Raw genomic sequence first — 26772 nt, 5'->3', positions numbered from 1 at the left:
CGGCCGGTGGGTTCGGACCGGCAGCGTCTTCGCTCGGCCGAGGACGGCCTTTGCGGCTAGCGGAAGACGACCGTGCGCCGCCCGCTTAGCCGGCGAGGACTTGAGGCGATGGAGGCGGCCTATCCCCGCCTATCGCACGTCCTTCACCCGGAGATTCCCTGGATCGTAGAACGGCTTGAGCGAGGCAGTCGCCTTGAACCGAGAGCCGGCGACCTCGATCTCGAAGCCGCCGCCGTTGATGAAGTCGGCCGTGACGACCTCGCCGCGATTCTCGACATAGCCGAGGCCGATCGAGCGTCCGATCGTATGACCGAACATGCCGGAGGTCACCCGTCCCACGATTGTCCCGTCCCGGAGGATCGGCTCGTTATGGTAGAGTAGCGGCTCCGGATCATCGAGCGAGAACTGGACGAGGCGCCGGGTCAGGCCGCGTTCCTTTTGACGAAGCAGAGCTTCGCGGCCGATGAACTCTCCCGGCTTGTTCATGGCGACGGCGAAGCCGAGCCCAGCCTCGAGGGGCGTGTCCTCGTCCGTGATGTCATGCCCCCAATGCCTGTAGCCTTTCTCCATGCGGAGCGAGTTCATCGCGTGGTAGCCGGCCAGTTTGAGGCCATGCGCCTCGCCGGCCGACGCGATGCGGTCGTAGACCCCCTGGGCGAACTCGGTCGGGATGTAGAGCTCCCAGCCGAGTTCCCCCACATAGGTGATGCGGCTCGCGCGGATGCGGGCGTAGCCTAGGTCGATGATCTGCGAGGTGGCGAAGGGGAAGGCCTCGTTGGACAGGTCGGCATCCGTGAGGGGTCCAAGGAGGTCTCGGGCACGCGGTCCCATGACGCCGAGCACCGCATGGGCGGATGTCACGTCGTAGGCGACGACGCGGGCCTCGGCGGGGATGTTCCGCTTCAGCCAAGCGAGGTCGCGCGTCTGGGTCGCCGCCGCGGTCACGACGAGGTAGCGGTCGTCCGCCTCGCGTGTGACGGTAAGGTCCGCCTCGATGCCGCCGCGCTCGTTCAGCCACTGCGTGTAAACGATTTTGCCGACCGGTACGGCGACGTCGTTCGCGCAGATGCGGTTCAGCACCTTTTCTGCGTCCGGCCCCTCGACGACGTACTTGGCGAAGGAGGACTGGTCGAACAGGCCGACAGCTTCGCGCACGGTGCGATGCTCCGCCGCCGAGTACTCGAACCAGTTCTGCCGACCGTAGCTGTAGCGGTATTCGGCCGCCTCGCCCTTCGGAGCGTACCAGTTCGGCCGCTCCCAGCCGGCCACCTCGCCGAAACAGGCGCCCGCGGCCTTCAGCCGATCATGCAAGCTGGAGCGGCGCACGCCACGGGCAGTCTCGGGCTGACGAAAGGGCCAGTGCATCGCGTAAAGGAGGCCGAGGCCCTCCACCGTTCGGTCGCGCAGGTAGGTCTTGTTGCGCTGGAAGGGCATCATCCGGCGAATGTCGACGTCCCACAGGTCCATGGGGGGATGTCCGTCGACGATCCAGTCGGACAGCACCTTGCCGGCGCCTCCGGCCGACTGGATCCCGATCGAGTTGAAGCCGGCTGCCACGAAGAGGCCCTGCACCTCTGCCGTTTCCCCGAGCAGGTAGCGATCGTCCGGCGTGAAGCTCTCCGGGCCGTTGAAGAACAATTGGATGCCCGCATCGCCGAGCGCGGGAACACGACGGATCGCGGCATTGAGAAGTGGCTCGATGTGCTCGAGGTCGTCCGGAAGCGTGTCGAACGAGAAGCTGTCCGGGATACCGTCCATCCCCCACGGCTTGGCGACCGGCTCGAACCAGCCGACGAGCAGCTTTCCGGCGTCTTCCTTGAAGTACGTGCACCCGTCTGCGTCCCGCAAAACCGGAAGGTGGCGCCCGAGTCCGGCCATCGGCTCGGTCACGATGTAGAAGTGTTCGGCGGCATGGAGAGGAACGGCCGTTCCTGCTCGCGCGCCGAGTTCGCGCGCCCACATGCCGGCGCAGTTCACGACGACATCGGCGCGAATGTCTCCCCCGGCGGTGCGGACGCCGACCGCGCGTCCGTTCTCCACCACGATCTGCTCGACCTTGATATCCTCCAGGATGCGCGCACCGCGGCTGCGGGCGCCTTTGGCCAGCGCCTGGGTGGTGTCGATCGGGTTCGTCTGGCCATCCTTGGGAAGGTGCACGGCTCCGACGAGATCTTCGATGTTGAGCAACGGCCAGAGTTCGCGGGCCCGCTCGGCGCTGAGCACGTCGACCTCAAGGCCGAAGCAGCGGGCCATGGAGGCGCCGCGCTTCAGCTCCTCCATCCGGGCGTCGTTCGTCGCGACGGCCAGGGAGCCGATCTGCTGGAAGCCGGTGGGCTGGCCGGTCTCCTGCTCGAGCGTCGTGTAGAGTTCGGTCGTGTACTGGGCGAGCCGGGTCAGGTTGTGGGTGGCGCGAAGCTGCCCCACGAGCCCGGCTGCATGCCAGGTAGTTCCGCTGGTCAGCTTCTTGCGTTCGAGGACGACCACGTCGGTGCAGCCGCGCAGGGTGAGGTGGTAAGCGACACTGCATCCCACGATCCCGCCACCCACGATGACGACCTGGGCTCGACTCGGCACATTCGTCATGACGCATCCCCATCGGCTGTTCATGTAATTGTTGCTCAGATTTTCACGCCTGTGAAGCGCATTCTCCGGGGAGCCGGCCCGACTCATCTCCTCCGCGAAGGCGGGCGGGCCCTTTGGATTTGCTCGAGTGCTCGCTCCCAGTGCGGAAGCTCCGAAGCTGGTGACCCGCGCGATGCTGGCCGACTTGAAGCCTGCCGTGAGCGTTGGGGTTGGAGTCGACGAAAAGCTCTCTCCGCCGGCGATGCCCGCCGGCGGCTGCCGGCGGTCGGACTGATCCCGACATCATTGCTGCCGAGAGCGGTCGCGAGCGTGACCTTGATCCGCTCGACTGTCCCGGAAAGAGATCGAAGCGATGGCCGCCCTTAAAGGGAAGATCGTGGCATATCGCGTTCCCTCAGCCGATCCTTGCCCACCCGGATCCGCGCAAAGAAATGTGAAAAAGCCGGCGGTTTGTTCACGCGGAAGAAATTATGGTCCATAACTTGCGCGGCGTGAGCGAAAGGTGGGGCTGATGCGGGTAGGCGTCGAGATCGGCGGTACGTTCACGGACCTCGTTGCCGCGGGTCCGAGCGGCCTGACGATCGTGAAGGTTCCGAGCGTTCCGGCGCGACCGGACGAGGGCGTCTTCGCGGCGCTCGACCGCGCGGCGGTTGCCTGCGGCGACGTGAAGGAACTCGCCCATGGCTCCACGGTGGCAACCAACGCCGTGCTGGAGCGGAAGGGAGCGCGACTGGCCTTCCTCGTCACGGAAGGCTTTGGCGATGTTCTCCTGATCCAACGTCTGGAACGCCGCCGAATCTTCGACCTCCAGTACCGGAAGCCGGTGCCGCTGGTCTCGCGCGAGGACACCCTGGAAATCCCCGAGCGAACGCTGTTCGACGGGGCGATCGAGCGTCCTCTGGACACGGACCGGATCCGGGACTCCCTGGCGGCGTTCCTTGCCGCCGGAGAGTATCGCTCGGTCGCCATCTGTCTCCTGAACTCGTTCGCCAATCCGGATCACGAGCGGCGGACGGCCGAACTTGTCTGCAGCATCGACCCGACGCTCGAGGTCACCTGCTCCTACGACATTTCGCGCGAGTACCGGGAATACGAGCGCGCGACGACGACCACGATGGCGGCCTATGTTCAACCCGTGATCGCCGCCTATCTGGCGCGCATGGAAGCCGTGCTCGCGACCCGCGGCTTCGCGGGCAATCTCAGCATCATGCAGTCGAACGGCGCGCGAATGCCCGCGACAGCCATGCGGCGCAACCCGGTCACGGCGCTTCTATCGGGGCCAGCCGCCGGCGTCACAGGCGCGGTCCGGCAAGCGGGCCTGTCCGGTGTGCACAACCTCGTCACGCTCGATATCGGCGGCACAAGCGCGGATGTGTGCCTCGTGGTCGACGGTAAGCCGCAGCTTTCGCACGAGGCGAAGATCGACGGCCTGCCGATCCGGACACCAATGGTCGACATCGCGACGGTCGGCGCCGGCGGCGGAAGCCTCGTTTGGGCCGATGACGGGGGCATGATGCGGGTCGGACCCCAAAGCGCCGGCGCCCATCCCGGACCGGCCTGCTATGGTCGGGGCGGCGAGTTGCCGACGCTGACCGACGCGCACGTGCTCTGCGGGAGGTTGCGGCCGGAAGCACGGCTCGCCGGCTCCATGCAACTCGACGTGGAGGCGTCGCGGCGGGCCTTCGCGCCGCTCGCGGAGCGCTTCGGGCTGGAGCCGGCCGTTGCCGCGGACAGTGCGGTCCAGATCGCGATCGCAAACGTCGTGGCGGCGATCCGGCAGGTCTCGACAGAGCGAGGCCGCGACACGCGCGACTTCGCGCTCGTGCCATTCGGGGGCGCGGGACCGCTTCATGCCGCGGGCGTCGCGGAGGCCCTCCATATCTCGACCGTCCTGATCCCGCCGAATGCCGGCGTCATCTCCGCCTATGGGCTGCTCGTCTCCGACCACTCCCTCTACGAGAGCCTGACGCGCCCGATTCCGGTCGACGACCATGCGCCCGGGAAGGTTCGGGCGACGCTGGACGACCTCGGCGCGGAACTCGCCAAGCGTGTCGACGACCTCGGCCTCCCCGGGGACCGGCTTTTCGAAGCGTCGCTCGATATGCGGTTCAAGGGACAGGCCTTCGAGATCACCGTGCCGCTGTCACCGACTGACGTCGCCGGGCTGACACGCCAACGCCTCCTCGACCTGTTCGCCCGGGAGCACGAGGCGATCTACAGCCATGGCGGCGGTGTAGGCCGGAACGCGGTGGAGGTGGTGTCGTACCGCGTCGGTCTGCACGTTCCGCAACTGGACTGGCTGAGCATGGCTGGGGACCTGGAAGACCCTTCGGACGAAGCGGACTGCGAGGTTTTCGACCGCGGCGAACGATTGTCGGCGCGCCTTCTCCGGCGCGGGAGCCTCAGGCCGGGTGAGGTCGTCCGCGGACCGGCCGTGCTCGAAGACACGACGGCCACGATCTGGATCCCGAAGGGCTGGAGCGGCGAGGTCGACGCGCACGCGAACCTGATCATGAGGGCACAGGCATGAGCACGATCAGCCCCGTCGACTACGCGGTCATCAGCCAAGCCTTCCTGTCCGCCGCGAGAGAGATGGGGGCCAAGCTCTGCCGGGCGGCCTATTCCTCCATCGTGCGGGAGGCAAAGGACGCTTCGACCGGCATCCTGAACGCTCGCGGCGAGGCCGTGGCCCAGAGCGACGAGTTGATCCCGATCCTGGTCGGCTCCCTCTCCATCGCGTTCCGCCACTGCGCGGCAGCCTGCCCGATCGAGAAGCTGGCCGAGGGCGACTTCTACATCACCAACAATCCGTACGAGGGCGGTCACCACCTGAACGACGTCTTCGTCTTCGTGCCGATCTTCGTGGAAGGGCAGCTTCTCGGCTTCAGCGCGTCCGTCGCGCACCAACTCGACGTCGGCGGCTCCACGACGCTCAGCAACGTGGCGAGCGACGTCTTCCAGGAGGGACTCACAATCCCGGCGGCGCGCTACAACGTCGAGCGCGACTGGAACGGCGGCCCGCTCGAGAGACTCATCGCGGCGAACATCCGCGTGCCCGAACAGACGATCGGCGACATCAATTCACAGTTTGCGGCCTGCCAGACCGGAGTGGGCCGCGTTCGGGACCTCTGCGCGAAATACGGGACAGCCAAGGTCCTGAGGGTGATGGATGAGATGCTCGACTACTCGGAGCGCCGCGTCCGCTCCGCGATCGCGGCCATCCCGGACGGCACCTATCGGGCGGAGGACACGCTCGACGACGACGGCATCACCGGCCACCCGCTGACAGTCCGCGTCGCCGTCACGGTCGCCGGCGACACGATGGAGATCGATTACGACGGCACGGCGAAACAGGCCAAGTCTGGTCTCAACTCGCCCTTCGCCTCGACGGTCTCGGCGACCCTGACGGCCATCAAGGACATCGTCACGGGCAGCGACGTGCCCTACAACGAGGGAACGTTCCGGCCGATCACCATCAAGGCGCCCCTGGGCAGCTTGCTCAACCCGCGCCATCCCGCGCCGGTTGCCGCCCGGATGGAGCCGATCTACCGCGCCTTCGACAGCGTTCTGATGGCGCTCGGACAGGCCATACCGGATCGTGTGATCGCCTGTGGCTACGACAGCACCTACCTCACTTCGCTGAGCATCCTGGAGGAGCGAGGCTATCAGGTCTTCATCGAGGTCCATGGCGGCGGTTGGGGTGCATCAGCCTCCGCGGACGGGGCGGACGGGGTGGCGCAGCCTCTCTCCAACTGCACCAACGTCCCGGTCGAGATGACCGACATGGGCTACGACTACTTCCGGGTCGAGAACTACAGCCTCATCCCGGGCTCCGGCGGGACAGGTCGGCATCGCGGCGGCCACGGGACCATGCGGGCCTTCCGCATCCTCAAGGACGGCGTGCGGTTCTCGATCTACGCCGACCGCTTCGACAAGCCCGCGGCCGGTCTCCAGGGCGGCGGAGACGGCAGCCGGGCAAGCTGCGAGGTTCTCCGCGGCAACGAGCGCATTCCCTATCGGTCGATGGGATCGGACGTCCTGAGGACGGGAGACCTGTTGGTGGTGCGGACTGGCGGAGGGGGAGGCTACGGGACGCCCTGAGTGCCGGTAGCCCCTATCCGGCCGGAAGCGCGGCGATGTCGGCCAGGGTGTCGCCCAGCGAGCGCACCTCTCCCCAGCCGACGCGGATCATCTCGAGCGCGGGATCGTGGAGATGCGGCATCGTCGTGCCGACAGCCTCCGCCACGACGACCGGCTTGAAGTCGCGGAAGCTCGCGTCCTTGGACGTCGCCGCGACGCATTGGTTCGTCAGGACGCCGCAGATCAGGACCGTCTCGGTATTCAACGAGCGCAGAAGCAACTCGAGGTTCGTGTTGAAGAAGGCGCTCAGCCGCTGCTTCTCGACATACCAATCATCCTGCTGCGCCCCGAGGCCGTCGAGAACCTCGTAGCCCCAAGTTCCGATCCGGAGTCCCGCATTCGCCAAGAAGGGGCGAAGCGTGAGGAAGACGCCGGCGTCCCGCGCATCCCGGAAGCCGTGCCGGGTCCAGATCACGGGAATCCGGCGGGTGCGGGCGGCCGCGACGAGATCGCGGGTCGGGCCGATCGTGGCTTGCATGTGGCTCACGTCGACGCCGGACCTCGCGTAGCCGCCTTCGGGATGGAGGAAGTCGTTCTGCTGGTCGATCACGAGGAGCGTCGTGCGGTCCGGCACGAGCTCCCACCGCGTCGTTTGAAACGGCTGCACGGTCCCCATGGGTCAGCTCCTCCTCAGACGGCGCGTCGTCTCACCTCGCGCCTCGGCGTCGCATCGGCCCGAGGCCGTCCGAGATAGGCCTCGATCACTGCTTCGTTCGTCGTGACGTCGGCGGGCGTCCCGTCCGCGATCTTCGCTCCGAAGTTTAGGACGGTGACCCGCTCGCAAAGCCCCATGATGAAGCGCATGTCGTGCTCGACGAGCACGATCGTCAAACCGTCCCGGACGAGCCGGCGCACCAGTCCCGCTACGAACTCCGTCTCGACCGGATTGAGACCGGACGCGACTTCGTCGAGCAGGAGGATCCGAGGCTCGGTCGCGAGGGCACGCGCGATCTCGAGCATCCGGCGAGCGCCGTAGGACAGGCCGGACACCGCCCTGTCCGCATCGGCCTCCAGTCCGACCAGTCGGAGCAGCCGCATCGCGACCTCGGTCTGCGCCGCCTCGTCCCGCGCCTTCGCGCTGATGGAGAACACGCTGCCCAGGAAGCCGCTCCTCGCATGCCGGTGCCGACCGGTCATGACCGTTTCGAGGACTGTCATGGCCTCGAATAGGCGCGGTGTCTGGAATGTCCGGCAGATCCCGGCCGCGACGCGTCGGTCGACCGCGAGATTCGTCACGTCCCGGCCGTCGAACCGTATGGTGCCGGCACTCACCGGCGTGACGCCCGACACGAGATCGAAGGCGGTGCTCTTGCCTGCGCCGTTCGGCCCGATCAATCCGTGGATCGTGCCGGGAGCCACGTCGAGATCGAGCTCGCGCACGGCGACGAGGCCGCCGAACCGGCGGGTCACCCCGCGGAGGGATAGGATCGGAGCCATCATGCGCGCGGCCCGCGCCCGAACCGCCCGGCCAGGTTGGAGGCGGCACCCGCGATCCCGCGCGGCATGAAGACGAGCGCCAGGATCAGGAAGACCCCGTACGCAAGCATCTTGTACTGCGCGAAGTCGCGCAGGTACTCGGGCAGCACCACGAGAAGCGCGGCGCCGATCACCGCGCCCGCAAGGCTGCCGAGCCCACCGACCGTGATCATGATCAGGATCAGGAGCGATTCGTGCCAGGTGAAGGTCTCCGGGCTGACGAACCGGAAGACGTGGGGGACGAAGGCTCCCCCGAGCCCCGCGATCGCGCAGCCGAGCGTGATTGCGACGATCTGGTAGCGGTGGGTCGGAACGCCGACGCTTCGGGCTGCGACTTCGTTCTGGCCGATCGCCCGGAAGGCCCGGCCGATGCGCCCGTGCGTGAGGCGGATCAGGAGCGCGTAGACCACCGTCAGCACCACCATCTCGGTCACGAAGAGATCGAGCCGACTCGATGCCGTCCAACCCAGGAACCCGATCGGCGGCACGCCCTTGATGCCGGCCGTCCCGCCCGTCAGCGAGACCCAGTTCGAGATGATCTGGTGCACGATGATGCCGAAGCCGAACGTCGCGATCTTGAAGTAGATCCCCGACAGCCGGACGAGCTGCGCCATGAGGAGACCGGCGAGCGCCGAGGCGAGGACTGCTCCCACGCCCGCCGCCGGAAAGGACAGACCGAGATTCTTCTCGAGCAGCACGGTCGTGTAGGCGCCAATGCCCAGGAAGGCGGCGTGGCCCAGCGAAAGCTGGCCCGCCAGCCCCACCATGACCTGCAGGCCGAGCGCCGCGATGGCGTGGAAGGCGACGATGCAGCCGAGATAAAGGGCGAAGCCGCCGAGCCAGATCGGAAGCAGCCAGGCGGTCGCCATCAGGACCGTGAACACGATCCAGTCGCGGTGCACCCGCCCGTGCCGGCCCGGCAGGGCGGGGGATTGAGCCACGAGGGCCGGGTTCTCCGGAACGGCGCTCACCGGTGCGATCCTGCGAGAAGGCCCTTGGGCTTGAGGAGCAGGATCGCGATCATGATCGCGAAGGCGATGCTGTCCTGGTACTCCGTCGCGATGAGCTGAGCACCGAAGGTCTCGCCGAGCCCTATGATGAAGCCGCCGAGCACGGCGCCGGGGATGCTGCCGAGCGTTCCGACGACGGCCGCCGCGAAGGCTTTGACGCCGACGACGCCCATGTCGAACGAGACGTAGGAGATCGGAGCGTACAGGACGCCCGCAGCCGCCCCGATCGCGGACGCGAGCGCGAAGGACAGCGAGGTCGCGAGGGCGGGGCGCACCCCCATCGTGGCGGCGGTATCGGGATCGTCCGCGGCGGCCCGCAGGGCGAGACCGAGCCACGTCCGCGTGAAGAAGAGGTGGAGGCCCACCAGCAGCGCCGGCATGACGACCGCGATGTACAGGTAGACCGCAGGCAGCGGGTAGCCGGCGAAGACCAGCGTCTGGTGCGTGAGCGCCGTCGGGTACACGACGGGATCGGCGCCCCAGATCAGCCGCGCCCCGTTCGACAGGACGATGCCGACCCCGAGCGTGAGGAGCACGAGGTAGACCTGGTCGGCCCGGCGGGCCACGCTCGGCCGGATCGCGACCCGCTCGATGACGAGACCGAGCAGCGCCGCGCCCATCATGGCACCGAGGATCGCGAGCCAGAACGGGATCCCGGGCGCCGCGACGAGGATCGCGTAGCCCATGAAGGCGCCGATCATCATGATGTCGGCCTGGGCGAAGTTCACGAGGCCCATCGCCCGGAAGATCATACTGAAGCCGATCGCCACGAGTCCGTAGATACAGCCGACGGCGAGGCCGCTCATGAGTTGGATGACGAAAGTCACGCTGCCGCCCGCCGCTTGGTCACGCTCACGCCCGCGTCATTTCACCAGGAAGTCGAGTTTCAGGTCGTCCCCCGTCAGCTGCACGAAGGGCATCGGCCGCACGACGTCGCCGTTCGGCTGGATGGTGATCATGCCGGTCGCGCCGGGAAAGTCCTTGGTCGTGAGGAGGGCGTCGCGGATCCCGTCCGATGTGAGCTTCCCGCCTTCGGAAGCGCGCTTGATTGCGTCGGCGAGGACGTAGATGCCGTCGTAGCCCATGCCTTCGTACTGCGTCGGTTGCCGCTTGTACTTGGCTTCCCAGTTCGCCACGAAATCCTTGCCGCGAGCCGTGTCGATCGAGCCTGCGAAGTAGTAGAGCGCGCCGTAGGCGCCGTTCGCCGCCGGGCCTGCGATTTCGCGGAACTGCTTGATGGCCGGCGAGGTGTTCGCGAAGGTCGGGATCGCGATCTGGAGCTCGCCCATCTGCTTCATGATCAGGCCGGTATCGGTGTAGAAGCCGAGGATGGAGACGAAGTCGGGCTTCGCCTCCGCCATCTTCGCCAGGATCGGCTTGAACTCGCGGCCGTTCGGCTCGTAGGCGACGCGGCCCGCGACGGTGACACCGAGCTCCTTCGACTTGGCTTCGAAAGCGTCGGCCAGCGACTGGCCGTAATTGTCGTTCCGGGCGAGAATATAGACTGACTTCGCCTTGCGGCTCTCCAGCACCCACTGGGCCGCGCTCGAGGAGAAGGTCTTGGCCGTCTGGGCGATGCGGGCGAAGTACTTGTTGCCCTTCTGGGTCAGCGAAGTGTCCTGGGCGAGGTGAGACAGGAGAGGGACCTTCGCGGCCTCGGTGATTTCGAGGGCGGCCGCCGTCTCGGGGCTAGTGCAGCCGCCGAAGATCGCCGACACCTCGTCCGCGTCGATCATCCGCTGCACGGCCTGTGCGGATTGGCCGGGATTGCCGCCGGTATCGGCGGTCACGAGCTTGATCGTGTGGGGCCCCAACATCTTCGACTTGGCGATCTCGTCGAGGGCGACCTTCGCGGCTTCCAGCGAATCGTTGCCGTAGACTGCGACGGCTCCGGAGAGCGGGCAGAAGAACCCGATCTTTATTTCCTTCGCTGCGACCGGCGCAGTGGCGAACGTCGCCGCGGCCGCCAGAGAGAGGGGCAATGCAAAGACCGCGCGTCGTGCCTTCGTTCCTCGAAACATGGCGTTCCCCTCTCTGAAAGTTTGAAGCGGCAGCCTCAGCCGACGCCGAGATAGCTGGAGCGGATCTCGGGATCTGAGAGGAGATGGCCAGCCTCCCCCTCACGTCTGATCCGACCACGTTCCAGGACGTAGGCGCGGTCGGCGACATCGAGCGCCTCGCTGGCATTCTGCTCGACCAGCAGGATCGTCAGTCCCTGCCGGGCCAGGTCGCTGATCATCTCGAAGACGGCGTCGATCAGCATTGGGGCAAGGCCCATCGACGGTTCGTCGAGGAGGAGGATCCTGGGCTTCGCCATGAGGGCGCGCCCCATGGCGACCATCTGCTGTTCGCCGCCCGAGAGGGTCCCGGCGAGCTGTTTTCTGCGCTCCACGAGACGCGGGAACGTGGCGTAGATCGGCTCCAGGTCGAGCTTCGGAACGAGGCCGCTGCGGTGGGTGAAGCCCCCCATCCGGAGGTTCTCCTCGACAGTCAGCGTGCCGAAGACGCGACGTCCTTCGGGCACGACCGCGACCCCGCGCTGAACGATCGCCGCGGGCTCGAGCGCGTCGATCCTGTCCCCGTACAGCCTGACCTGCCCGGCCGAGGGCTTGAGGAGGCCGCAGATCACCCGGATCAAGGTCGACTTGCCGGCGCCATTCCGGCCGAGAAGCGTGACGACCTCGCCCTGGCGCACCTCGATTCCGACGCCCGAGAGAACGGGAACGTCGGCCACGTAGCCGGCCTCGATACCGTTCAGAGACAGCGTCACCGGCGAGACGGTTTCCATAAGTGAAAAAAAAGCACAGAAATTTCCATGTGTGAAGCGGCCCCGAGCGTCCGGGCGGACAAAGTTGGGGCAGCGGCGGCCCCTTCCTTGGTCTCCCGATGAGGCGATGGGCAAACCGGCCGCGGCTTCGACGAGGTTGCGGCGTCGAACGGTCAGGTCGGGGGGGGGGGGCGACGTCCTGCGGGAGGGTGAGCTTCCCTGGAAAGGAGCGTCCTTCGCGTCGGTCAGGGTTCGCCCGTTGCCCGGTCAGTCGTTCCGGATCTTGAGGCGAGTTGGCAGCGCCCTTCGGAATCCGCTTCGACTCGGACGCTCATTGAGGGGGGCAAGCCGCACACGCGCGCGCCACGATCACGGCTGAGCATGGCCGATGGCGCGCCGACCGGGTACCGGCCTTGGGGCAGGCCCGGTGACCCGCGAACCTCCTAAGGACTCATGAACCTTCGTCATGGTGCCATCGAAACTTCCGTTTCAAAAATCTCCCCGGCTCCGATTGATTGCACCAGCCCCGTGAGGGTTGAACGGTAAAGGTCTGGGGAGATCACGTCTTGAAGGTTGGCAAACTTGCGCTCGTGCTTGCGGGCGCGATGGCTTGCGCTTGTGCAGGGCCGGTGTTGGGGCAGACCTATCCAAGCCGGCCTGTGACGATCGTGGTGCCGTTCACCGCGGGCAGCGCGACCGACTCCGCGGCGCGTCTGCTCGCGGCCCATCTCGATGCGGCCCTGAACCAGCGCTTCGTGGTCGAGAACAAGGCGGGCGCCGGAGGCACGCTGGCCGCGAGCTTCGTCGCCCGCGCGGAGCCCGACGGCTACACGCTCATCCTGACGACGAACACGACCCATTCCGCCGCGCAGGCGCTCTTCAAGAACGTCTCCTACGACCCGCTGAAGGACTTCACGGCAGTCTCGCGGGTCGGCAGCTTTCCCTCGATGGTGATCGCGAACCCGAACGCGCCGTTCAAGACGATCCAGGAACTGGTCACCTACGCGAAGGCGAACCCGGGCAAGGTCGAGTACGCGCACGGCAACAGCACCGGGCAGGTCGCGGGGGAAACGCTGAAGCGGCGCGCCGGGATCGACATGGTCCGGGTGCCGTATCGGAGCAATCCGCCCGCCGTCCTGGACGTCGCCACCGGCCGGGTCTCCGCGATGGTGGCTGATTTCACGACGGCCCTGCCGCAGGTGCGGGACGGGAAGGTGCGGGCGCTGGCGGTGCTCACGAAGTCCCGAAGCGCGATCGTGCCGGACATCGTCACGCTGCACGAAACGGTCACGCCGGATTTCGACCTGATTGCCTGGGCGGGGCTGTTCGGGCCGGCGGGTCTGCCGCCGGACGTGGTGCAAACCCTCTCGAGAGAGGTCAAGAACTTCGTCGCCAATCCGGAAAATCGCGCGAAGCTCGAGGCAAACGGGATCGAGGCGTTCTACCTGCCTCCGACGGAGTTCAAGGCCTATGTCGCCGACGAACTCGTGAAGTGGACGACGGCGATCAAGGACGCCGGCATCGAGCCCCAATAGGGCGAGCGCCGCGGTCCCGCCGCCCGGGCCCTCCGGGCGGCGCGCCGCGGAGCCGCTACGCCAGCGCGATCACCTGCACCTCGACAAGGGCGCCGTAGTGCAGTTGCGGCGAGACCGCGACGGTGCGGGCAGGGCGATGCGTGCCGAAGATCTCGGCATAGACCCGGTTCACGTCGGGCCAGAGCTCGATGTTGCTGACGTAGACCGTGGCGCTGACGACCTTGTCGAGGCCCGAGCCGGCGGCTTTCAGGATGGCCTCGGCATTGGCGAGCGCCTGCCGGGTCTGGGCCTCGATCCCGTCCGGGATGCCGCCCTCGAGCCGGATCGGCAGCTGGCCCGCCACGAACAGGAAGCCGTTCGCCGCGACCGCCTGGCTGTAATGTCCGCCGGCGGGAGGTGCATCGGCCGTCGTGATGAAGTTCATGCTGCGTCTGTCCGGGGATTCTGTCGGCTGGAAGGCGCCGCCAGGGGGGCGGCCGCGCCGAGGCGCTCCAGCGCCCAGTCGCAGAAGAGCTGCACCTTCGCAAGCTTCGCGCGCTCGGTTCCCGCGACCAGGTGATAGCCGAGCGAGGACGGGAGCCGGACGGAGAAGGGCTCGACCAGCCGCCCGGCCCTGATGTCCGCGGCGACGACGGCGCTGCGGCCCATCGCGACGCCGAGGCCCTCCATGGCGGCCTGGTAGGAGGGATAGAGGAGGTCGCAGCTGATCTCGCCGGCAAACGTGATCCCGGGCGTGCCCGCCCGTTCCAGCCAGAGCGGCCAGTCGTCCCGCAGGATGAACGGCGAAGCCGTCCGGATGATCGTATGGTGGGTCAGGTCGCGCGGCACCCGCAGGCCGCCGTCGGCCTGCAGGAGCGCAGGGGAGCAGACCGGGAACAGCTCCTCGCGCATGATCTTCCGGGCGACCATGTCCGGCCAATCCTCGCTGGACCCGTATTGTATCGAGACGTCGTAGTCCTGCGGGGCCATGTGGGTGGACGGGACAAGGGTGCGTATCCGGAGCCCGATGCTCGGGTGGCGCTTCGTGAAATCGCCGAGATTCGGCAGGAGGCACTTGATCGAGAACGTGCCGAGGCATGCGATCGTGAGCACGTCCCCCCGCTGGCGATCGATCGCCCGGTCCGTCGCGACCAGCACCTCGGTCAGGGCCGCGCGGGCGGAGGCCAGATACTCGAACCCGGCCTCTGTGAGCCGGATCGTGTTCCCGTCGCGGATGAACAGCTTGAGGCCGAGCAGGTCCTCCAGATTCTTGATCTGATGGCTCACGGCGCCTTGCGTCAGGTTCAGCTCGGTCGCTGCCCGGGTGAAGCTCAGATGGCGTGCCGTCGCCTCGAAGGCGCGCAGTCCCGACATGGAAGGTAAGCGTCTCACCTGCTCTCTCCGCCAGCGCGCCGACTCAATTACAAAAACTAATCCCTATCTGAAAAGCTTTCGTTTGAACTGCGAGCCTCCGGTGACGAGAACGCTTCCAAACTGAACACCGCCGCGCTGCGGCGCCTATGCGAACCGCCGCGTCCGGCCGCGTTCCGGGCCGGGCGGGCATTCGGCAGGGAGGACTCGTGCACTCATCGCGAACCGGACAAGCCGCTGCCAGTGATGGCACGCGCCTCCACTATCGCCTGATCGGATCGGGGCCCGCGCGGGTCGCGCTCACCCATTCGCTCGCCATGGACGGCTCGTTCTGGAGCCCGGTCGCGGCACGGCTCGCCGAGGTGGCGACCGTGCTGGCGTGGGATTGCCGGGGGCATGGTGCATCCGACAAACCGGCCGGTCCCTACACGGTCGAGCTCTTCGCCGACGATCTAGCGGCGATCTTCGCGGATCTCGGCTGGACGAAGGCCATCGTGGGCGGGGCGTCCATGGGCGGCTGCGTCACCCTGGCCTTCGCCGGGAGGCATGCCGAGAAGGTGCAGGGCCTCGGCCTCTTCGACACGACCGCCTGGTACGGCCCGGAGGCGCCGCAGCAATGGGCGGAGCGCGCCGACAAGGGCGTCCAGGAGGGCCTGAAGGCGCTCGTCGGGTTCCAGCAGACCCGCTGGTTCGGCGACGCCTTCCGGGCCGCCAATCCGGAGGTCGTGAAGGAGAGCGTCGACGTCTTCCTGAACAACGACGTCGCGGCCTACGCGGAAAGCTGCCGCATGCTCGGTGCGGCCGATCTCCGCTCCGTGCTCGGCGGCATCAAGGTCCCGACCCGGATCGCCGTCGGAGAAGAGGATTACGCGACGCCGCCCGCCATGGCGGAGGCGCTGCATGCCGCGATCGGCGGCTCGACACTGAAGATCATCCCCGGCGGACGCCACCTCACGCCGCTCGAAGTGCCGGACGTGATCGCCGCGGAGCTGAGCCAGCTCATCGAGGCTGCCCGATGAAGTTCACCGGTGAATTCACCGTCGCGGCGCCGCGCGACGTCGTCTACGAGCGCCTCAACGACGCGCCGTTCTTCGCGTCCTGCCTCGAGGGGGTCGGCGAGCTGACCCAGGTCGACGAGACGCGCTACACGGCCACGCTCGAGACCCGCATCGCCTACATCAAGTTCAAGTTCGCGGTCGCGGTCGAGTTCGTCGAGAAGGTCGCGCCGGAGAAGATCGTCGCCAAGGCGGAAGGCACGCCGCTCGGGGTCGTCGGGCGCCTGACCTCCATGGCGTCCGCCACCCTGCGGGAGGACGGCGCCGACAGGACCGTCGTCGCCTACGACATGGACGTGGCCTTGGCGGGCAAGCTCGGCAGCATCGGCCAGCCCGTGCTCAAGTCGAAGGCGAAGGAGATGGAGCGCTCGTTCGTGCGGAACATCAACGCGGCGTTCGAAAACGCCGGCTCGGAGGCGAGGGCATGAGAGGCTTCGAACTCGTGCATCCGACCTCGCTCGGCGAGGCCATCAAACTTCTTGATACGGATGATCCGACCGTGCGGCCGTTCTCCGGCGGCACGGCCCTCATGCTGATGATGAAGACCGGGGTGTTCCAACCGACCCGCCTCGTCACGCTCGCGGGCGTCGAGGCAGAGCATGCGGAGATCGCGGCCACGGCCGATGGCGGCCTTGCGATCGGTGCGCTCGCGACGCTGTCGAAGGTCGAGCATTCCGCGGAGGTCATCAGGATCGCGCCTGTGATCCCGCGGGCCATGAAGCGCCTGGCGAATGTCCGGGTCCGCAACGTGGCGCGCGTGGGAGGCAATCTTGCCCATGGCGATCCCCACATGGACCTGCCGCCGGTTCTCTCCGCGCTCGGCGGCGAGGTGGTGATCACCGGACCGGCCGGCGTGCGGCGGGTCGCGATCGAGAGCCTGTTTTCCGGCTACTACGAGACCGTCCTGACCCAGGGCGAGCTGATCACCCAGGTCGCGCTGCCGTCGCAGCGCGGTTGGGCATCGGCCTACCTCAAATGCACGACACGCTCGGCCGACGACTGGCCGGCGCTCGGCGTCGCGGTCTCGCTGAAGGTCGAAGGCGGCGTCATCGCCCAGTCGCGGGTGATGGTTTCGGCCGCGACCGAGAAGCTGACGCGGCTCGCCACGGCCGAGAGCGCATTGCAGGGCGCGGAGGCCGGGGAGCGCGCTTTCGCGCAGGCGGCAGATGCCGCGGCCGAGGAGGCCGAGACGATCGACGATGCGCGCGGCTCGGCCGAATACAAGACCGAGCTCTTGCGCGTCCATGTCAGGCGGGCGCTCGCGCAGGCCGTCCGGAACGGGGCAGTCCAATGAACGTCATGAGACCAATGCCGGGCGGCCAGGTGGGCCGCTCCGTGCCGCGCCTCGAGGCACGCCAGAAAGTCACCGGGCGGGCCGAATACGTCCACAACCTCACCGTCCCGGGCATGCTGCACGTGAAAGTGTTCCGCTCGACGGTGCCGCATGGGCGGATCCTGTCGATCGACACCTCGGCGGCCGAGGCCGTGGATGGCGTGTTCCGCGTCATCACCGGCGAGGACGTGAAGACGCTCGTTTCCGAACCCTATTACGGGCCCGCCTTCCACGATCAGCCCGTGCTGGCGCTGGAGAAGGTCCGCTACGTCGGCGAGCCGGTCGCGGTCGTCCTTGCAGAGGATCCCTACATCGCCGCCGAGGCCGTCCAGCTGATCACTGCGGAGTACGAGGAACTGGAGCCCGTCTTCGACGAGGTCGAGGCGGTCACCTCCAAGGCCGTCGTGCACGACGTGCTGCGGCCCGCCGGAACCTTCCCGGACCTGAAGCACCTCGTCGGCCGCCGCGACACCAACGTCGCGCTCGACTACCAGCTTCGTCGCGGCGACGTGGATGCGGCCTTCGCCGAGGCGGACCGCGTGTTCGAGCACGAGTTCCGCACGCAGCAGACGATGCACACGCCGCTCGAGCCGATGGTGTCGCTCGCGATCCCCGGCCATGAGTCGCTGACCATCCACACGGCCTCGCAGAGCCCGTCCTTCGTCCGGATCGAGATCGCGCGGCTGCTCGGCTGGCCGGAGAACCGCGTGCGGGTCGTGGTGCCCCATCTCGGGGGTGGCTTCGGCGCGAAGCTCTACATCAAGCTGGAGGCACTCGTTGCCTGCCTGGCCCTCATGGTGCGCCGGCCCGTGAAGCTGTCCCTCACCATGGAGGAGCAGTTCTACACGATCTCGAAACACGCCAGCACGTTCCGCATCAAGAGCTCGGTCAAGGACGGCAAGGTCACCGGCCGGCGCTGCGAGGTGTTCTGGAACGGCGGGGCCTACGCGGATATCGGGCCGCGCGTGACGCAGAAATCCGGCTTCACGGCGCCGGGCCCGTACGACATCGAGAACGTCTCGATCGATTCCTACGCGCTCTATACCAACCGTCCGCCCGCGGGCGCGCTGCGCGGCTTCGGCATCCCGCAGCTCGTCTGGGCCTACGAGGGCCACACGGACCTGATCGCACGGGAGCTCGGGATCGATCCCGTCGAGTTCCGCCGCAACAACATCCTGCGGGAAGGGCGCGAGCAGGCGACCGGGACCGCCATGAAGGACGCGGCGATCGAGGCCGTGCTGGAAGACATCGCGGCCAAGATGGAGTGGTCGAAGCCGTTCGACCGCGGCACCGGGCCGGTGAAGCGCGGACGCGGGATCGCGATCGGCTTCAAGGCCTCCATCTCGCCGACGACATCGGTCGCCATCGTCAACGTCTATGGCGACGGTTCGTGCAGCCTGTACCTATCGACCGTCGACATGGGCCAGGGCTCGGACACGGCCATGGCGCAGATCGTGGCGGAAACGCTCGGGATCGATACGGAGAACGTCAAGGTCATCCACCCGGATACCGACGTCACGCCCTACGACATGGCGACCCTCGGCTCGCGGTCCACGTTTCACATGGGTCACGCGGTGAAGCTCGCCGCGCAGCACGCGCGGGACCAGCTCTCCGCCCTCTCGGAAAGTCTCGGTCTGCCGCCGGGCACGAATTACGGCCCGAAGGATCTGTTCAAGAAGAAGTACGGCATGCAGGCCGGCAATATCGTCGGCGTGGGCACCTACATCCCCGAATACAAGTCGCCCGATCCGGCGACCGGCTTGTCGGAGAACGTCACGCCGTTCTGGATGATCGGCGGCACCGGCGTGGAGATCGAGGTCGACAGCGAGACCGGCCACATCCGGATTCTCCGCATGATCAACGCGGTTGATTGCGGCCGCCCGCTGAATCCCAGGGTCGTGGAGACGCAGCTCTCGGGAGCGGCCCTGATGCAGCTCGGCTTCACGCTCTTCGAGAACATGGAATACGACAACGGCCAGGTCACGAACGCGTCCTTCGCCGATTACAAGATTCCGGGCATCCACGACGTGCCGCTCCGCATGGAGAACGACATCGTCGAGGCGGAGCAGGTCTCCGGCCCCTACGGCGCCAAGGGCGTCGGGGAAAGCGCGACCTTCGGGGTCTCGCCCGCGATCGCCAGCGCGATCCACGATGCGGTCGGCGTGCGCCTGACCGAGATGCCGCTCACGCCGGAAGCCGTCTTCCGCGCGATCCGCGCCCAGCAGGGATGATTGAGATGGACGACACGTCCCGCCTGATCCGGTTCACGCTCAACGGCCGGCCGGTCTCGGCCCGCGTCGAGAGCCATCTCGATCTCGTGGACCTGCTGCGCAGCTTCGATCTGTTCGGTGCGCGCGAGAGCTGCGGGCAGGGATTGTGCGGCTGCTGCACGGTGCTCGTCGACGGCGTCGCCGTGTCCGGCTGCCTCACCCTTGCTCAACTCGTCGACGGAAAATCCGTGACGACCGTCGAGAGCCTCGACGAGAGCGGCACCCTGAGCGTGGTCCAGCAGGCCTTCATCGAGGCGGGGGCGTTCCAGTGCGGCTTCTGCACGCCCGGTTTCGTGATGATGACGCACCAGCTGCTCGACCAGAACCCCAATCCGAGCGACGACGAGATCAAGGACTACCTGGCAGGAAATCTCTGCCGGTGCGCCGCCTACCCGGAAATCGTCCGGGCCGTGAAAAGCGCGGCCGCCCGGATGACGACCGCCGCGGCGGCCTGAGGGTTCGAAGGGCCGCGTCTCCGCAGCACCTCTCCCTCGTGGGAGAGGTCGAGTCGGCGGCAGCCGACCGGGTGAGGGCGGGGGGTCAGCCGGATCGATCGCCCGGTTTGAAGCGCAGCGAAGCAATCCAGAGCTTCCGCCTCGTCCCCGCTCACCCCGGCGCAGGCCGGGGTCTAGTCCCTGGGCACCGGCTTTCGCCGGTGTGAGCGGAATGCCGAGTTGACAAACCTAGCATTTATTCCTATATCCTCCGCACTCCCCTCTCGCGAGGGAGCCGCGTGCGCACCGGTCACGTCTGGCGGAGGGGAGGACGGGTCCCGGGGTCTCGGTTCGGTAGCCGGGGCGTCCGGGCGGCTGACCGGGCGTTTGCCCATGGGGCCGAAAAGACCGTCGCGGGATGCAGGTCGGAGTAACCCGGCTTGCGGATCCGGAATGTTGCCGAAGGCGGCAACGGCCGGGTTCGCCGGGAGGGACCTGAGCACCCACCCCAATCCAAGCGCTATACAAATTTAGGCCGGAGAACCGGCATCCCGCTCCCCTCGAGGAATTCGGGCCAGCTCTTTGACAGTGCCGATGCACCAGACCCCGGGCCGGGGAAGGACGGCGCGTGCTCGCCACCCGCCCATCCCGGCGGAAGCCGGGATCCAGCCCCCTCACGGCACCGGCTTTCGCCGGTATCAGGGGAGGGGGGACGTGCGGATGCTGTTACGCGTCCTGCCCTATTCCTGAAGGGCGACCTCGCGCTTCGCCCGGACCGACGGCGCGATCATCATGATCAGAAGCAGGACGGAGAGCACGAGGAACGCCGCGCTGAGCGGCCGCGTGACGAGCACGCTCGGATCACCCAGCGAGATGCGCAGGGCGCGCCGCAGGTTCTCCTCCATCATCGGCCCCAGGATGAAGCCGAGAATGAGCGGCGCGGGCTCGCAATGCAGCTTGATGAACACATAGCCGATCGCCGTGAAGGCCATGAGCAGCCAGATGTCCATGGCGGTGTTGTTCACCGAGTAGGTGCCGATCGCGCAGAAGATCAGGATGGCGTTGAACAGGTACTTGTAGGGAATCGTGAGGAGCCGCACCCACAGCCCGATCAGCGGCAGGTTCAGCACCAGCAGCATCAGGTTGCCGATCAGCATGCTGGCGATCAGGCCCCAGAACAGTTCGGGCCGCTCCGTCATCACCTGCGGGCCGGGCTGGATCCCCTGGATCATCAGCGCGCCGATCAGCAGCGCCATCGTGGGGTTGGACGGAATGCCGAGCGTGAGCAGCGGGATGAAGGAGGTCTGTGCGCCCGCATTGTTTGCCGATTCCGGCGCCGCGACGCCCCGGATGTCCCCCTGGCCGAAGTTGCGCGGCGGCTTGGCCACCCGCTTCTCGAGCGTATAGGCCGCAAAGGAAGCGAGCAGCGCACCGCCTCCCGGCAGGATGCCCAGGATCGAGCCGAGTACCGTCCCGCGCGTGATCGAACCGGCGCAAAGGCGCAGGTCCGCCATGCTCGGCAGAAGGCTGCCGATCCGGCCGAAGACGCCGCGCTTCTCGCTCTGCTCGAGGTTGAGGATCACGTCGGCGAGCCCGAACAGGCCCATCGCGAGGGCGACGAAGCTGATGCCGTCCGACAGGCCCGCGACGCCGAAGGTGAAGCGCTGCTGCCCGGAATTGACGTCCGTTCCGACGAGGCCGAGCAGGATGCCCAGCAGCACCATCGCGACGGCCTTCAGGACCGAGCCGCTGGCAAGGACGACGGCCGCGACGAGGCCCAGCGCCATCATGGAGAAGTATTCCGCCGGGCCGAACTTGAGGGCCAGTTCGGCGAGCGGCGGGGCGAAGAGCGCGAGGATCAGCGTGGCGACGCAGCCAGCGAGGAACGACCCGATCGCCGCCATTCCGAGCGCCGGCCCGGCGCGGCCCTGGCGGGCCATCTGGTACCCGTCGAGCGCTGTGACGACGGACGACGATTCCCCCGGCAGGTTCACCAGGATCGCCGTGGTCGAGCCGCCGTACTGCGCGCCGTAGTAGATCCCGGCCAGCATGATCATGGCGGGTGCCGGCCCGAGCGTGAACGTCACGGGCAGCAGCATCGCGATCGTGGCCACCGGCCCCAGCCCGGGCAGCACGCCGACCAGTGTTCCGAGGAATACGCCGATGAAGCAGTAGAGAAGGTTCTGCCAGGTCAGGGCCGTTGCGAGCCCGAGACCGAAATCCGAGAAAAGCTCCATCCGGCCTTACCTGAAGAACGAGGGCCAGATCTCCATCTGGAGGCCCAGCAGGGTCACGAACACGACGCAGGATCCGATCGCGAGCACGATGGCGGTGGTGGCGGTCGCGAGCCAGGAGAGCTCCTTGTCGGCCATTCCGGCGACCAGGACCGAGAGGATGACGCTTGCGAACAGCCCCAGCGGCTCAACCCCGAGCGCGAAAACGGCGAGGGCGATGAGCACGAGGCAGAACGGCCGCAGGTGGAAGCGGTCCGGGGTACCGGCACCCTTCCGCAGGCCGAACACGGCGATGACGATGCCGAGAACCGCCAGGATCGAGCCGACGAAGGTCGGGAACATGCCGGGTCCCATGCGGGTGCCGGCACCAAAGGTGTAGTTGCGGGAAACAAGGACGAATCCGAGGCCGGCCCCCGCAAACAGGAGGCCGGCGAGGACGTCGCGAGAAAGAACTGGCACGGCGATAAGAGATCCGGTTCGAGCCTATTCCGGCTTCACCGCGGCCTTCTGGACGACTTCCTTGTAGCGGGCCGCATCGGTCTTGATGCGGGCCAGGAACTCGGCAGGAGGCATGCCGCCCGTGACGGCGCCGGCCTGGGCGAAGCGCTCGCGCACTTCGGGGGTGTCGAGCGTCGTCTTCACCTCGTCGTAGAGCTTCTGCACGATCGCGTCCGGGACGCCCTTCGGGGCGAAGAGACCGACCCAGTTGGAGCTGTCGACGCCCGGGATTCCGCCCTCGGCAGCCGTGACCCAGCTCTTGTCGTAGGGGGTGCGGGCAGCGGTCGTGAGACCGATCACCTTCATGCGTCCGGTGCGCAGGTGGGTCTGCACGGCCGGAACCGCGACCACGCCGAGCGGCACCTCGCCCGACGCGACGGCGGCGGCCGCCGGCGCTCCACCCTTGTAGGGAATGTGGAGGAGCTTGACGTTGCCCTGCAGCGCCAGCCACTCCCCGGCCAGGTGGTTGATGCTCCCGTTGCCGGGCGACGAGAATGCGACGGTACCCGGCTTCGCCTTCGCGGCGGCAAGGACCTCGGCGAAGGTGTTGAATGGCGCGTCCTTGCTGGCGACGAGCAGCATGGGCGTGTCGCTGACCATCGTGATCGGCTTGAAGTCGCGCTCGAGCTCGTAGGGTGCGTCCGGGAACACGGCCGGGTTGCCCGCGAACTCCCCCGTATGCGCCATGAGAAGCGTGTAGCCGTCGGGCGCGGCCTTGGCGGCCGCCGTGACGGCGATGAAGCCGTTTCCGCCGGGGCGATTCTCGACAACGAACGACCAGCCCAGGCGCTCGGTCATCTTCTGCGTGAGGAGCCGTGCCGTCACGTCGACGACCCCGCCGGGCGCGAATGGAACCAGAACGCGTATCGGCTTGGTCGGATAATCCTGCGCTGCGGCCGGCAGGGTCAGTGTCATCAGCGCGGCGCAGGCAAGCGCGGCCAGGCTTCTCATCGGGTGTCCCCTCATTAGGTTTTTTGCGCACCCGCCCAGGCGTGAGGACCGGGCGAACCGCTTCGCTCTGGGCAGCGCCCAGATTGAGAGCTTCGGGGGCAAACTAGTGGGGACAGGGAACCAGACAAGCAAAATCCACTCATCCGGTCATCAAGGACGCTAATTCCCCGGGGGAACGGGAGATCAGGGCTCCGCCGAGCGGCCTACTGGATCGATCTGCGCCGCTCCGCGAGTATGTCGGAAGCCTTCTCGGCGATCACGATAGTCGCCGCGTTGGGTTGCCGGACACGATTCGCCGCCGCCATTCCCGTGCAATGCTCTCGGGACGTCGGGCTTCTTCTGATGGTCGGCTGACACGATCTTGATCGGCCCGCGCCCGAGAACGCGGACCTTCACCACCTCCTCAGAAACGCCGCTCGGCTTTTCCCTTGGCCAATGACGATGCCCAGGAGCAGCGTTAGCGCAGGGAGCCGCATTGCAGCATCTGTGCCTTCCGTAGGTTATCGCGTTCTGCTGCTGCGTTGATCTCCGGTCCCCGCAACCTTCGCCAATGACAATTCTGCATGGAAACATGAAATTCTCTGTCGCAGGACATCGGAGCCGAGGCATCAGATTGGAATTGCATCAATCCGAAGGCCTCCATAAACGATGAACGATGCGAACCCGTCTTCCCTCGATGACGAGCTTGCGGGCTTTCGAGGCTGCCGCCCGGCATTTGAGCTTCACGCGCGCCGCAACTGAGTTGAACCTCACTCAGACGGCGATCAGCCATCAGATCAGAAATCTCGAGGAGTTGCTCGGCACCAAGCTGTTCGTGCGGAACGGCAACGCAGTCACGCTGACAGAGGTCGCGAACGGCTACCTACAGTCGGTTCGCGCCGCCCTGGTGGAGATTTCCGTCGCAACAGACCGCGCGGCCGACCGCAACGACGAGAACGTGCTCACGCTGCAATGCCTCGGCACCTTCGCCATCAAGCGCCTCGTTCCCGTGCTGCATCTCTTTCAGACGCGCTACCCCTCGATCTCGCTGAGGCTGCGCACCGTGCAATCCTTCGAGAGCAACATGCCGCACGATTTCGACTTGGCGGTGTGGCACGGGTCCGGCGAATGGCCCGGCGTGACCGTGGACAGGCTTGGCGAGGAGGAGGTCTTTCCCGTGTGCTCGCCGAGGCTCATCGCCGAACGTGGACCCCTCAACAGCCTGCCGGACCTGACGCATCACACGATGATCCGCACGGCCTCGCTGATCCTGCGCGATGAGTGGCCCTTCTGGCTGGAAACGGCCGGAATGCGAGACCTGAGGGCGGCCTCGGAGCTCACCTGTGACTATCTCATAACGTCGATGCAGGCGGCCGTGGACGGGCTCGGTGTCGTGCTCGGGCGCTCCGGCGTCGTGGGCCCGGATCTGGCAAGCGGGCGCCTTATCGAGCCCTTCTCGATCCGCGCCCGCTCCAATTTCGGCTACTATCTCGTCACACCCCTCCGCGCCGCCAAGCTCCGCAAGGCGCAGCTCTTCCGAAGCTGGCTGCTGGAGCAACTGGGTTCGGTGGAGGCTTTGGAGGCGCCAGCCCGGCAGCCGCGCGCAAAGGCTCGCGCCTGAGGCCGGCGCCCGGTGGCAAGTCCCGGCAGGTTCAGCCGAGCTTGAACGGGTCTCGTGGCGCCCCGGTCAGTTCGACATAGACCGACTTCGTTTCCGTGAACTCGCGGATCGAGTCGACGCCGTTTTCCCGCCCGAGACCGCTCTCCTTGAAGCCGCCGAAGGGAGTCGCGAAGGAGACGACCCGGTAGGCGTTGATCCAAACCGTGCCGGCACGCAGGCGATGGGCGACGCGATGGGCGCGGTGCACATTCTGGGTCCAGACGGCGGCCGCGAGGCCGAACCGGGTGTCGTTCGCGATCTCGACCGCCTCGTCCTCGTCCTTGAACTTGATGACGCTGAGGATCGGGCCGAACACCTCCTCCTGCGCGATGCGCATGTCGTTGGTGACGCCCGAGAAGATCGTCGGCTGGACGAAGTAGCCGCCGAGGGTCGGATCGACCCCGCCGCCACAGGCGCAGGTCGCGCCGTCCTGGCGTGCGACGTCGATGTACTCGAGCACCTTGCGCAGCTGTGGCTCGTTCGAGACCGGCCCCATCTCGGTCTCCTCGTGCATCGGATCGCCGAGACGGATCTCCTTCGTCCTGGCGACGATCTTCTCGAGGAGGCGATCGTGAATGCTCTCCTGCACGAGGAGCCGCGAGCCCGCCATGCAGGTCTGACCCGTCGCGCCGAAGATGCCCGCAATGGCGCCGTTCGCCGCGACGTCGATGTCGGCGTCGTCGAAGACGATGTTCGGAGACTTGCCGCCGAGTTCGAGCGAGACGCGCGTCAGGTTCTTGGCCGCAGCCGCCGCGATGACCTTGCCGGTCTCCGTCGCGCCCGTGAAGGCGATCTTGTCGACGCCGGGATGGTTCACGAGCGCGGCGCCGATGCGCCCCATGCCGGTGACCACGTTGAAGACACCTTTCGGAAAGCCCGCCTCCTCCATCCGCTTGGCGAGTTCCAGCGTCGACACCGGCGTGTGCTCGGACGGCTTCACCACGAAGGTGCAGCCCGCCGCCAGACCGGGCGCAAGCTTGAAGGTCAGGAGCAGCATCGGGCTGTTCCACGGCGTGATCGCACCCACGACGCCGATCGGCTCGCGCCGCGTATAGATGAAGAAGTTCGGCCGGTCGGAGGGGATCGTGTCGCCCTGCAGCTTATCGGCCATACCCGCGTAGTAGTAGTACCATTCCGGGATGTACTTCCACTGCCCGAGCATCTCCCGGTACAGCTTGCCGTTGTCGCGGGACTCGATCCTGGCGAGTTCCTCGGCGTCGCGGGCGATGATGTCGCCGAGCTTGCGCAGCAACGCGCCGCGCTGCGTCGCGGTCATCTGGCCCCACGGGCCCTTGTCGAACGCGTGCCTTGCGGCCGCTACTGCCCGGTCGACATCCGCTTCGGAGCCGTCGGGCACGACGGCCCAGGGCTGCCCGTTATAGGGATTGAGGCTCTCGATGGTGCGGCCGGCGGCGTCCTGCACCTCCTGGCCGTCGATGAACATGGCATAGCGTTCGAGCGTGTCCGGACCGGCGGCAGCGTCGGGCATCGGCGTCT

Annotated in this window: 22 protein-coding genes; 9 read left to right on the top strand and 13 right to left on the bottom strand. The window is 67.1% G+C overall.

The window, feature by feature from the left end; translation table 11 throughout:
* Positions 1–129: 129 nt before the first annotated feature.
* Positions 130–2583 (bottom strand): GcvT family protein, encoded by a 2454-nt coding sequence (locus ACO2SS_RS12540; protein ID WP_423278000.1) that lies wholly within the window; start codon positions 2581–2583, stop codon positions 130–132.
* A 511-nt stretch (positions 2584–3094) separates the two neighbouring features.
* Here ACO2SS_RS12540 and ACO2SS_RS12535 point away from each other — a divergent pair.
* Both ACO2SS_RS12535 and ACO2SS_RS12530 read left to right on the top strand, forming a co-directional pair.
* Positions 3095–5113, top strand: coding sequence for a hydantoinase/oxoprolinase family protein (locus tag ACO2SS_RS12535; protein ID WP_423277999.1), 2019 nt, complete (start codon positions 3095–3097; stop codon positions 5111–5113).
* Positions 5110–6684 carry a hydantoinase B/oxoprolinase family protein gene (locus ACO2SS_RS12530; RefSeq protein ID WP_423277998.1) on the top strand — a complete coding sequence of 525 codons (1575 nt, stop codon included), beginning with the start codon at positions 5110–5112 and terminating at the stop codon, positions 6682–6684. Before ACO2SS_RS12535 ends, ACO2SS_RS12530 begins: the two co-directional genes overlap by 4 nt.
* Positions 6685–6697: 13 nt before the next feature.
* Here the strand turns inward: ACO2SS_RS12530 and ACO2SS_RS12525 are convergent, their stop codons facing one another.
* Genes ACO2SS_RS12525 through ACO2SS_RS12500 form a run of 6 tightly spaced genes read right to left on the bottom strand, consistent with a single transcriptional unit; the run spans position 6698 to position 11973 of the window.
* The gene (locus tag ACO2SS_RS12525; RefSeq protein ID WP_423277997.1) at positions 6698–7339 is read right to left on the bottom strand and encodes a cysteine hydrolase family protein; all 642 of its coding nucleotides are present in this window, start codon (positions 7337–7339) and stop codon (positions 6698–6700) included.
* Positions 7340–7353: 14 nt separating this feature from the next.
* Complete coding sequence (locus tag ACO2SS_RS12520) at positions 7354–8163, bottom strand: ABC transporter ATP-binding protein (RefSeq protein ID WP_423277996.1); 810 nt, start codon at positions 8161–8163, stop codon at positions 7354–7356.
* Positions 8160–9170, bottom strand: coding sequence for a branched-chain amino acid ABC transporter permease (locus ACO2SS_RS12515; RefSeq protein ID WP_423277995.1), 1011 nt, complete (start codon positions 9168–9170; stop codon positions 8160–8162). The genes ACO2SS_RS12520 and ACO2SS_RS12515 overlap by 4 nt, the downstream gene beginning before the upstream one ends.
* A complete protein-coding gene (locus tag ACO2SS_RS12510; RefSeq protein ID WP_423277994.1) occupies positions 9167–10036 on the bottom strand; it encodes a branched-chain amino acid ABC transporter permease in 870 nt (289 codons plus the stop codon). Before ACO2SS_RS12510 ends, ACO2SS_RS12515 begins: the two co-directional genes overlap by 4 nt.
* 36 nt (positions 10037–10072) lie before the next feature.
* Entirely contained in the window at positions 10073–11230 is a 1158-nt protein-coding gene (locus ACO2SS_RS12505; RefSeq protein WP_423277993.1) for an ABC transporter substrate-binding protein, read from the bottom strand.
* A 35-nt stretch (positions 11231–11265) separates the two neighbouring features.
* Positions 11266–11973, bottom strand: a complete 708-nt coding sequence (locus ACO2SS_RS12500) for an ABC transporter ATP-binding protein (RefSeq protein WP_423278091.1) — start codon at positions 11971–11973, stop codon at positions 11266–11268.
* A gap of 569 nt (positions 11974–12542) precedes the next feature.
* Here ACO2SS_RS12500 and ACO2SS_RS12495 point away from each other — a divergent pair.
* Positions 12543–13511, top strand: a complete 969-nt coding sequence (locus tag ACO2SS_RS12495; protein WP_423277992.1) for a Bug family tripartite tricarboxylate transporter substrate binding protein — start codon at positions 12543–12545, stop codon at positions 13509–13511.
* 55 nt (positions 13512–13566) lie between these two features.
* On the opposite strand, the gene ACO2SS_RS12490 is transcribed toward ACO2SS_RS12495, so the two are convergent.
* Both ACO2SS_RS12490 and gcvA (ACO2SS_RS12485) read right to left on the bottom strand, forming a co-directional pair.
* The gene (locus ACO2SS_RS12490) at positions 13567–13935 is read right to left on the bottom strand and encodes a RidA family protein (protein WP_423277991.1); all 369 of its coding nucleotides are present in this window, start codon (positions 13933–13935) and stop codon (positions 13567–13569) included.
* Positions 13932–14882 (bottom strand): transcriptional regulator GcvA, encoded by a 951-nt coding sequence (gcvA, locus tag ACO2SS_RS12485; protein ID WP_423277989.1) that lies wholly within the window; start codon positions 14880–14882, stop codon positions 13932–13934. The genes ACO2SS_RS12490 and gcvA (ACO2SS_RS12485) overlap by 4 nt, the downstream gene beginning before the upstream one ends.
* A 188-nt stretch (positions 14883–15070) precedes the next feature.
* Between gcvA (ACO2SS_RS12485) and ACO2SS_RS12480 the strand changes: the two genes are divergently transcribed.
* The 5 genes from ACO2SS_RS12480 to ACO2SS_RS12460 are packed head-to-tail and all read left to right on the top strand — an operon-like array spanning position 15071 to position 19974.
* Positions 15071–15880, top strand: coding sequence for an alpha/beta fold hydrolase (locus tag ACO2SS_RS12480; protein WP_423277987.1), 810 nt, complete (start codon positions 15071–15073; stop codon positions 15878–15880).
* On the top strand, positions 15877–16344 hold the full coding sequence (locus ACO2SS_RS12475; RefSeq protein ID WP_423277985.1) for a CoxG family protein: 468 nt from the start codon (positions 15877–15879) through the stop codon (positions 16342–16344). The genes ACO2SS_RS12480 and ACO2SS_RS12475 overlap by 4 nt, the downstream gene beginning before the upstream one ends.
* A complete protein-coding gene (locus tag ACO2SS_RS12470) occupies positions 16341–17210 on the top strand; it encodes an FAD binding domain-containing protein (RefSeq protein ID WP_423277983.1) in 870 nt (289 codons plus the stop codon). Before ACO2SS_RS12475 ends, ACO2SS_RS12470 begins: the two co-directional genes overlap by 4 nt.
* Positions 17207–19480: a xanthine dehydrogenase family protein molybdopterin-binding subunit gene (locus tag ACO2SS_RS12465; RefSeq protein WP_423277981.1), complete on the top strand. Its 2274-nt coding sequence runs from the start codon at positions 17207–17209 to the stop codon at positions 19478–19480. The genes ACO2SS_RS12470 and ACO2SS_RS12465 overlap by 4 nt, the downstream gene beginning before the upstream one ends.
* Before the next feature lie 5 nt (positions 19481–19485).
* On the top strand, positions 19486–19974 hold the full coding sequence (locus ACO2SS_RS12460; RefSeq protein WP_423277979.1) for a (2Fe-2S)-binding protein: 489 nt from the start codon (positions 19486–19488) through the stop codon (positions 19972–19974).
* 719 nt (positions 19975–20693) lie between these two features.
* Here the strand turns inward: ACO2SS_RS12460 and ACO2SS_RS12455 are convergent.
* The 3 genes from ACO2SS_RS12455 to ACO2SS_RS12445 are packed head-to-tail and all read right to left on the bottom strand — an operon-like array spanning position 20694 to position 23636.
* Positions 20694–22190, bottom strand: coding sequence for a tripartite tricarboxylate transporter permease (locus tag ACO2SS_RS12455; protein WP_423277977.1), 1497 nt, complete (start codon positions 22188–22190; stop codon positions 20694–20696).
* Between the two features lie 6 nt (positions 22191–22196).
* Positions 22197–22646, bottom strand: a complete 450-nt coding sequence (locus ACO2SS_RS12450; RefSeq protein WP_423277975.1) for a tripartite tricarboxylate transporter TctB family protein — start codon at positions 22644–22646, stop codon at positions 22197–22199.
* Positions 22647–22670: 24 nt separating this feature from the next.
* Positions 22671–23636, bottom strand: coding sequence for a Bug family tripartite tricarboxylate transporter substrate binding protein (locus tag ACO2SS_RS12445; RefSeq protein ID WP_423277973.1), 966 nt, complete (start codon positions 23634–23636; stop codon positions 22671–22673).
* A gap of 655 nt (positions 23637–24291) precedes the next feature.
* Here ACO2SS_RS12445 and gcvA (ACO2SS_RS12440) point away from each other — a divergent pair.
* Entirely contained in the window at positions 24292–25236 is a 945-nt protein-coding gene (gene gcvA / locus ACO2SS_RS12440) for a transcriptional regulator GcvA (protein WP_423277972.1), read from the top strand.
* A gap of 31 nt (positions 25237–25267) precedes the next feature.
* Here the strand turns inward: gcvA (ACO2SS_RS12440) and ACO2SS_RS12435 are convergent, their stop codons facing one another.
* Positions 25268–26764 carry an aldehyde dehydrogenase gene (locus ACO2SS_RS12435; protein ID WP_423277971.1) on the bottom strand — a complete coding sequence of 499 codons (1497 nt, stop codon included), beginning with the start codon at positions 26762–26764 and terminating at the stop codon, positions 25268–25270.
* Between the last annotated feature and the right edge of the window lie 8 nt (positions 26765–26772).

The organism is Enterovirga sp. CN4-39, from assembly GCF_049446235.1.
In the GTDB taxonomy this organism is placed as follows: Bacteria; Pseudomonadota; Alphaproteobacteria; order Rhizobiales; family Beijerinckiaceae; genus Enterovirga.
Note: the sequence above shows the minus strand (reverse complement) of the source record. Positions and strands in the feature narration are given on the sequence as shown.

Coding starts and splice junctions, on each gene's coding strand:
- ACO2SS_RS12540 (WP_423278000.1), bottom strand. CDS start 2,583: ATGACGAATGTGCCGAGTCGAGCCCAGGTCGTCATCGTGGGTGGCGGG.
- ACO2SS_RS12535 (WP_423277999.1), top strand. CDS start 3,095: ATGCGGGTAGGCGTCGAGATCGGCGGTACGTTCACGGACCTCGTTGCC.
- ACO2SS_RS12530 (WP_423277998.1), top strand. CDS start 5,110: ATGAGCACGATCAGCCCCGTCGACTACGCGGTCATCAGCCAAGCCTTC.
- ACO2SS_RS12525 (WP_423277997.1), bottom strand. CDS start 7,339: ATGGGGACCGTGCAGCCGTTTCAAACGACGCGGTGGGAGCTCGTGCCG.
- ACO2SS_RS12520 (WP_423277996.1), bottom strand. CDS start 8,163: ATGATGGCTCCGATCCTATCCCTCCGCGGGGTGACCCGCCGGTTCGGC.
- ACO2SS_RS12505 (WP_423277993.1), bottom strand. CDS start 11,230: ATGTTTCGAGGAACGAAGGCACGACGCGCGGTCTTTGCATTGCCCCTC.
- ACO2SS_RS12490 (WP_423277991.1), bottom strand. CDS start 13,935: ATGAACTTCATCACGACGGCCGATGCACCTCCCGCCGGCGGACATTAC.
- ACO2SS_RS12475 (WP_423277985.1), top strand. CDS start 15,877: ATGAAGTTCACCGGTGAATTCACCGTCGCGGCGCCGCGCGACGTCGTC.
- ACO2SS_RS12470 (WP_423277983.1), top strand. CDS start 16,341: ATGAGAGGCTTCGAACTCGTGCATCCGACCTCGCTCGGCGAGGCCATC.
- ACO2SS_RS12465 (WP_423277981.1), top strand. CDS start 17,207: ATGAACGTCATGAGACCAATGCCGGGCGGCCAGGTGGGCCGCTCCGTG.
- ACO2SS_RS12460 (WP_423277979.1), top strand. CDS start 19,486: ATGGACGACACGTCCCGCCTGATCCGGTTCACGCTCAACGGCCGGCCG.
- ACO2SS_RS12455 (WP_423277977.1), bottom strand. CDS start 22,190: ATGGAGCTTTTCTCGGATTTCGGTCTCGGGCTCGCAACGGCCCTGACC.
- ACO2SS_RS12445 (WP_423277973.1), bottom strand. CDS start 23,636: ATGAGAAGCCTGGCCGCGCTTGCCTGCGCCGCGCTGATGACACTGACC.
- gcvA (WP_423277972.1), top strand. CDS start 24,292: ATGCGAACCCGTCTTCCCTCGATGACGAGCTTGCGGGCTTTCGAGGCT.
- ACO2SS_RS12435 (WP_423277971.1), bottom strand. CDS start 26,764: ATGCCCGACGCTGCCGCCGGTCCGGACACGCTCGAACGCTATGCCATG.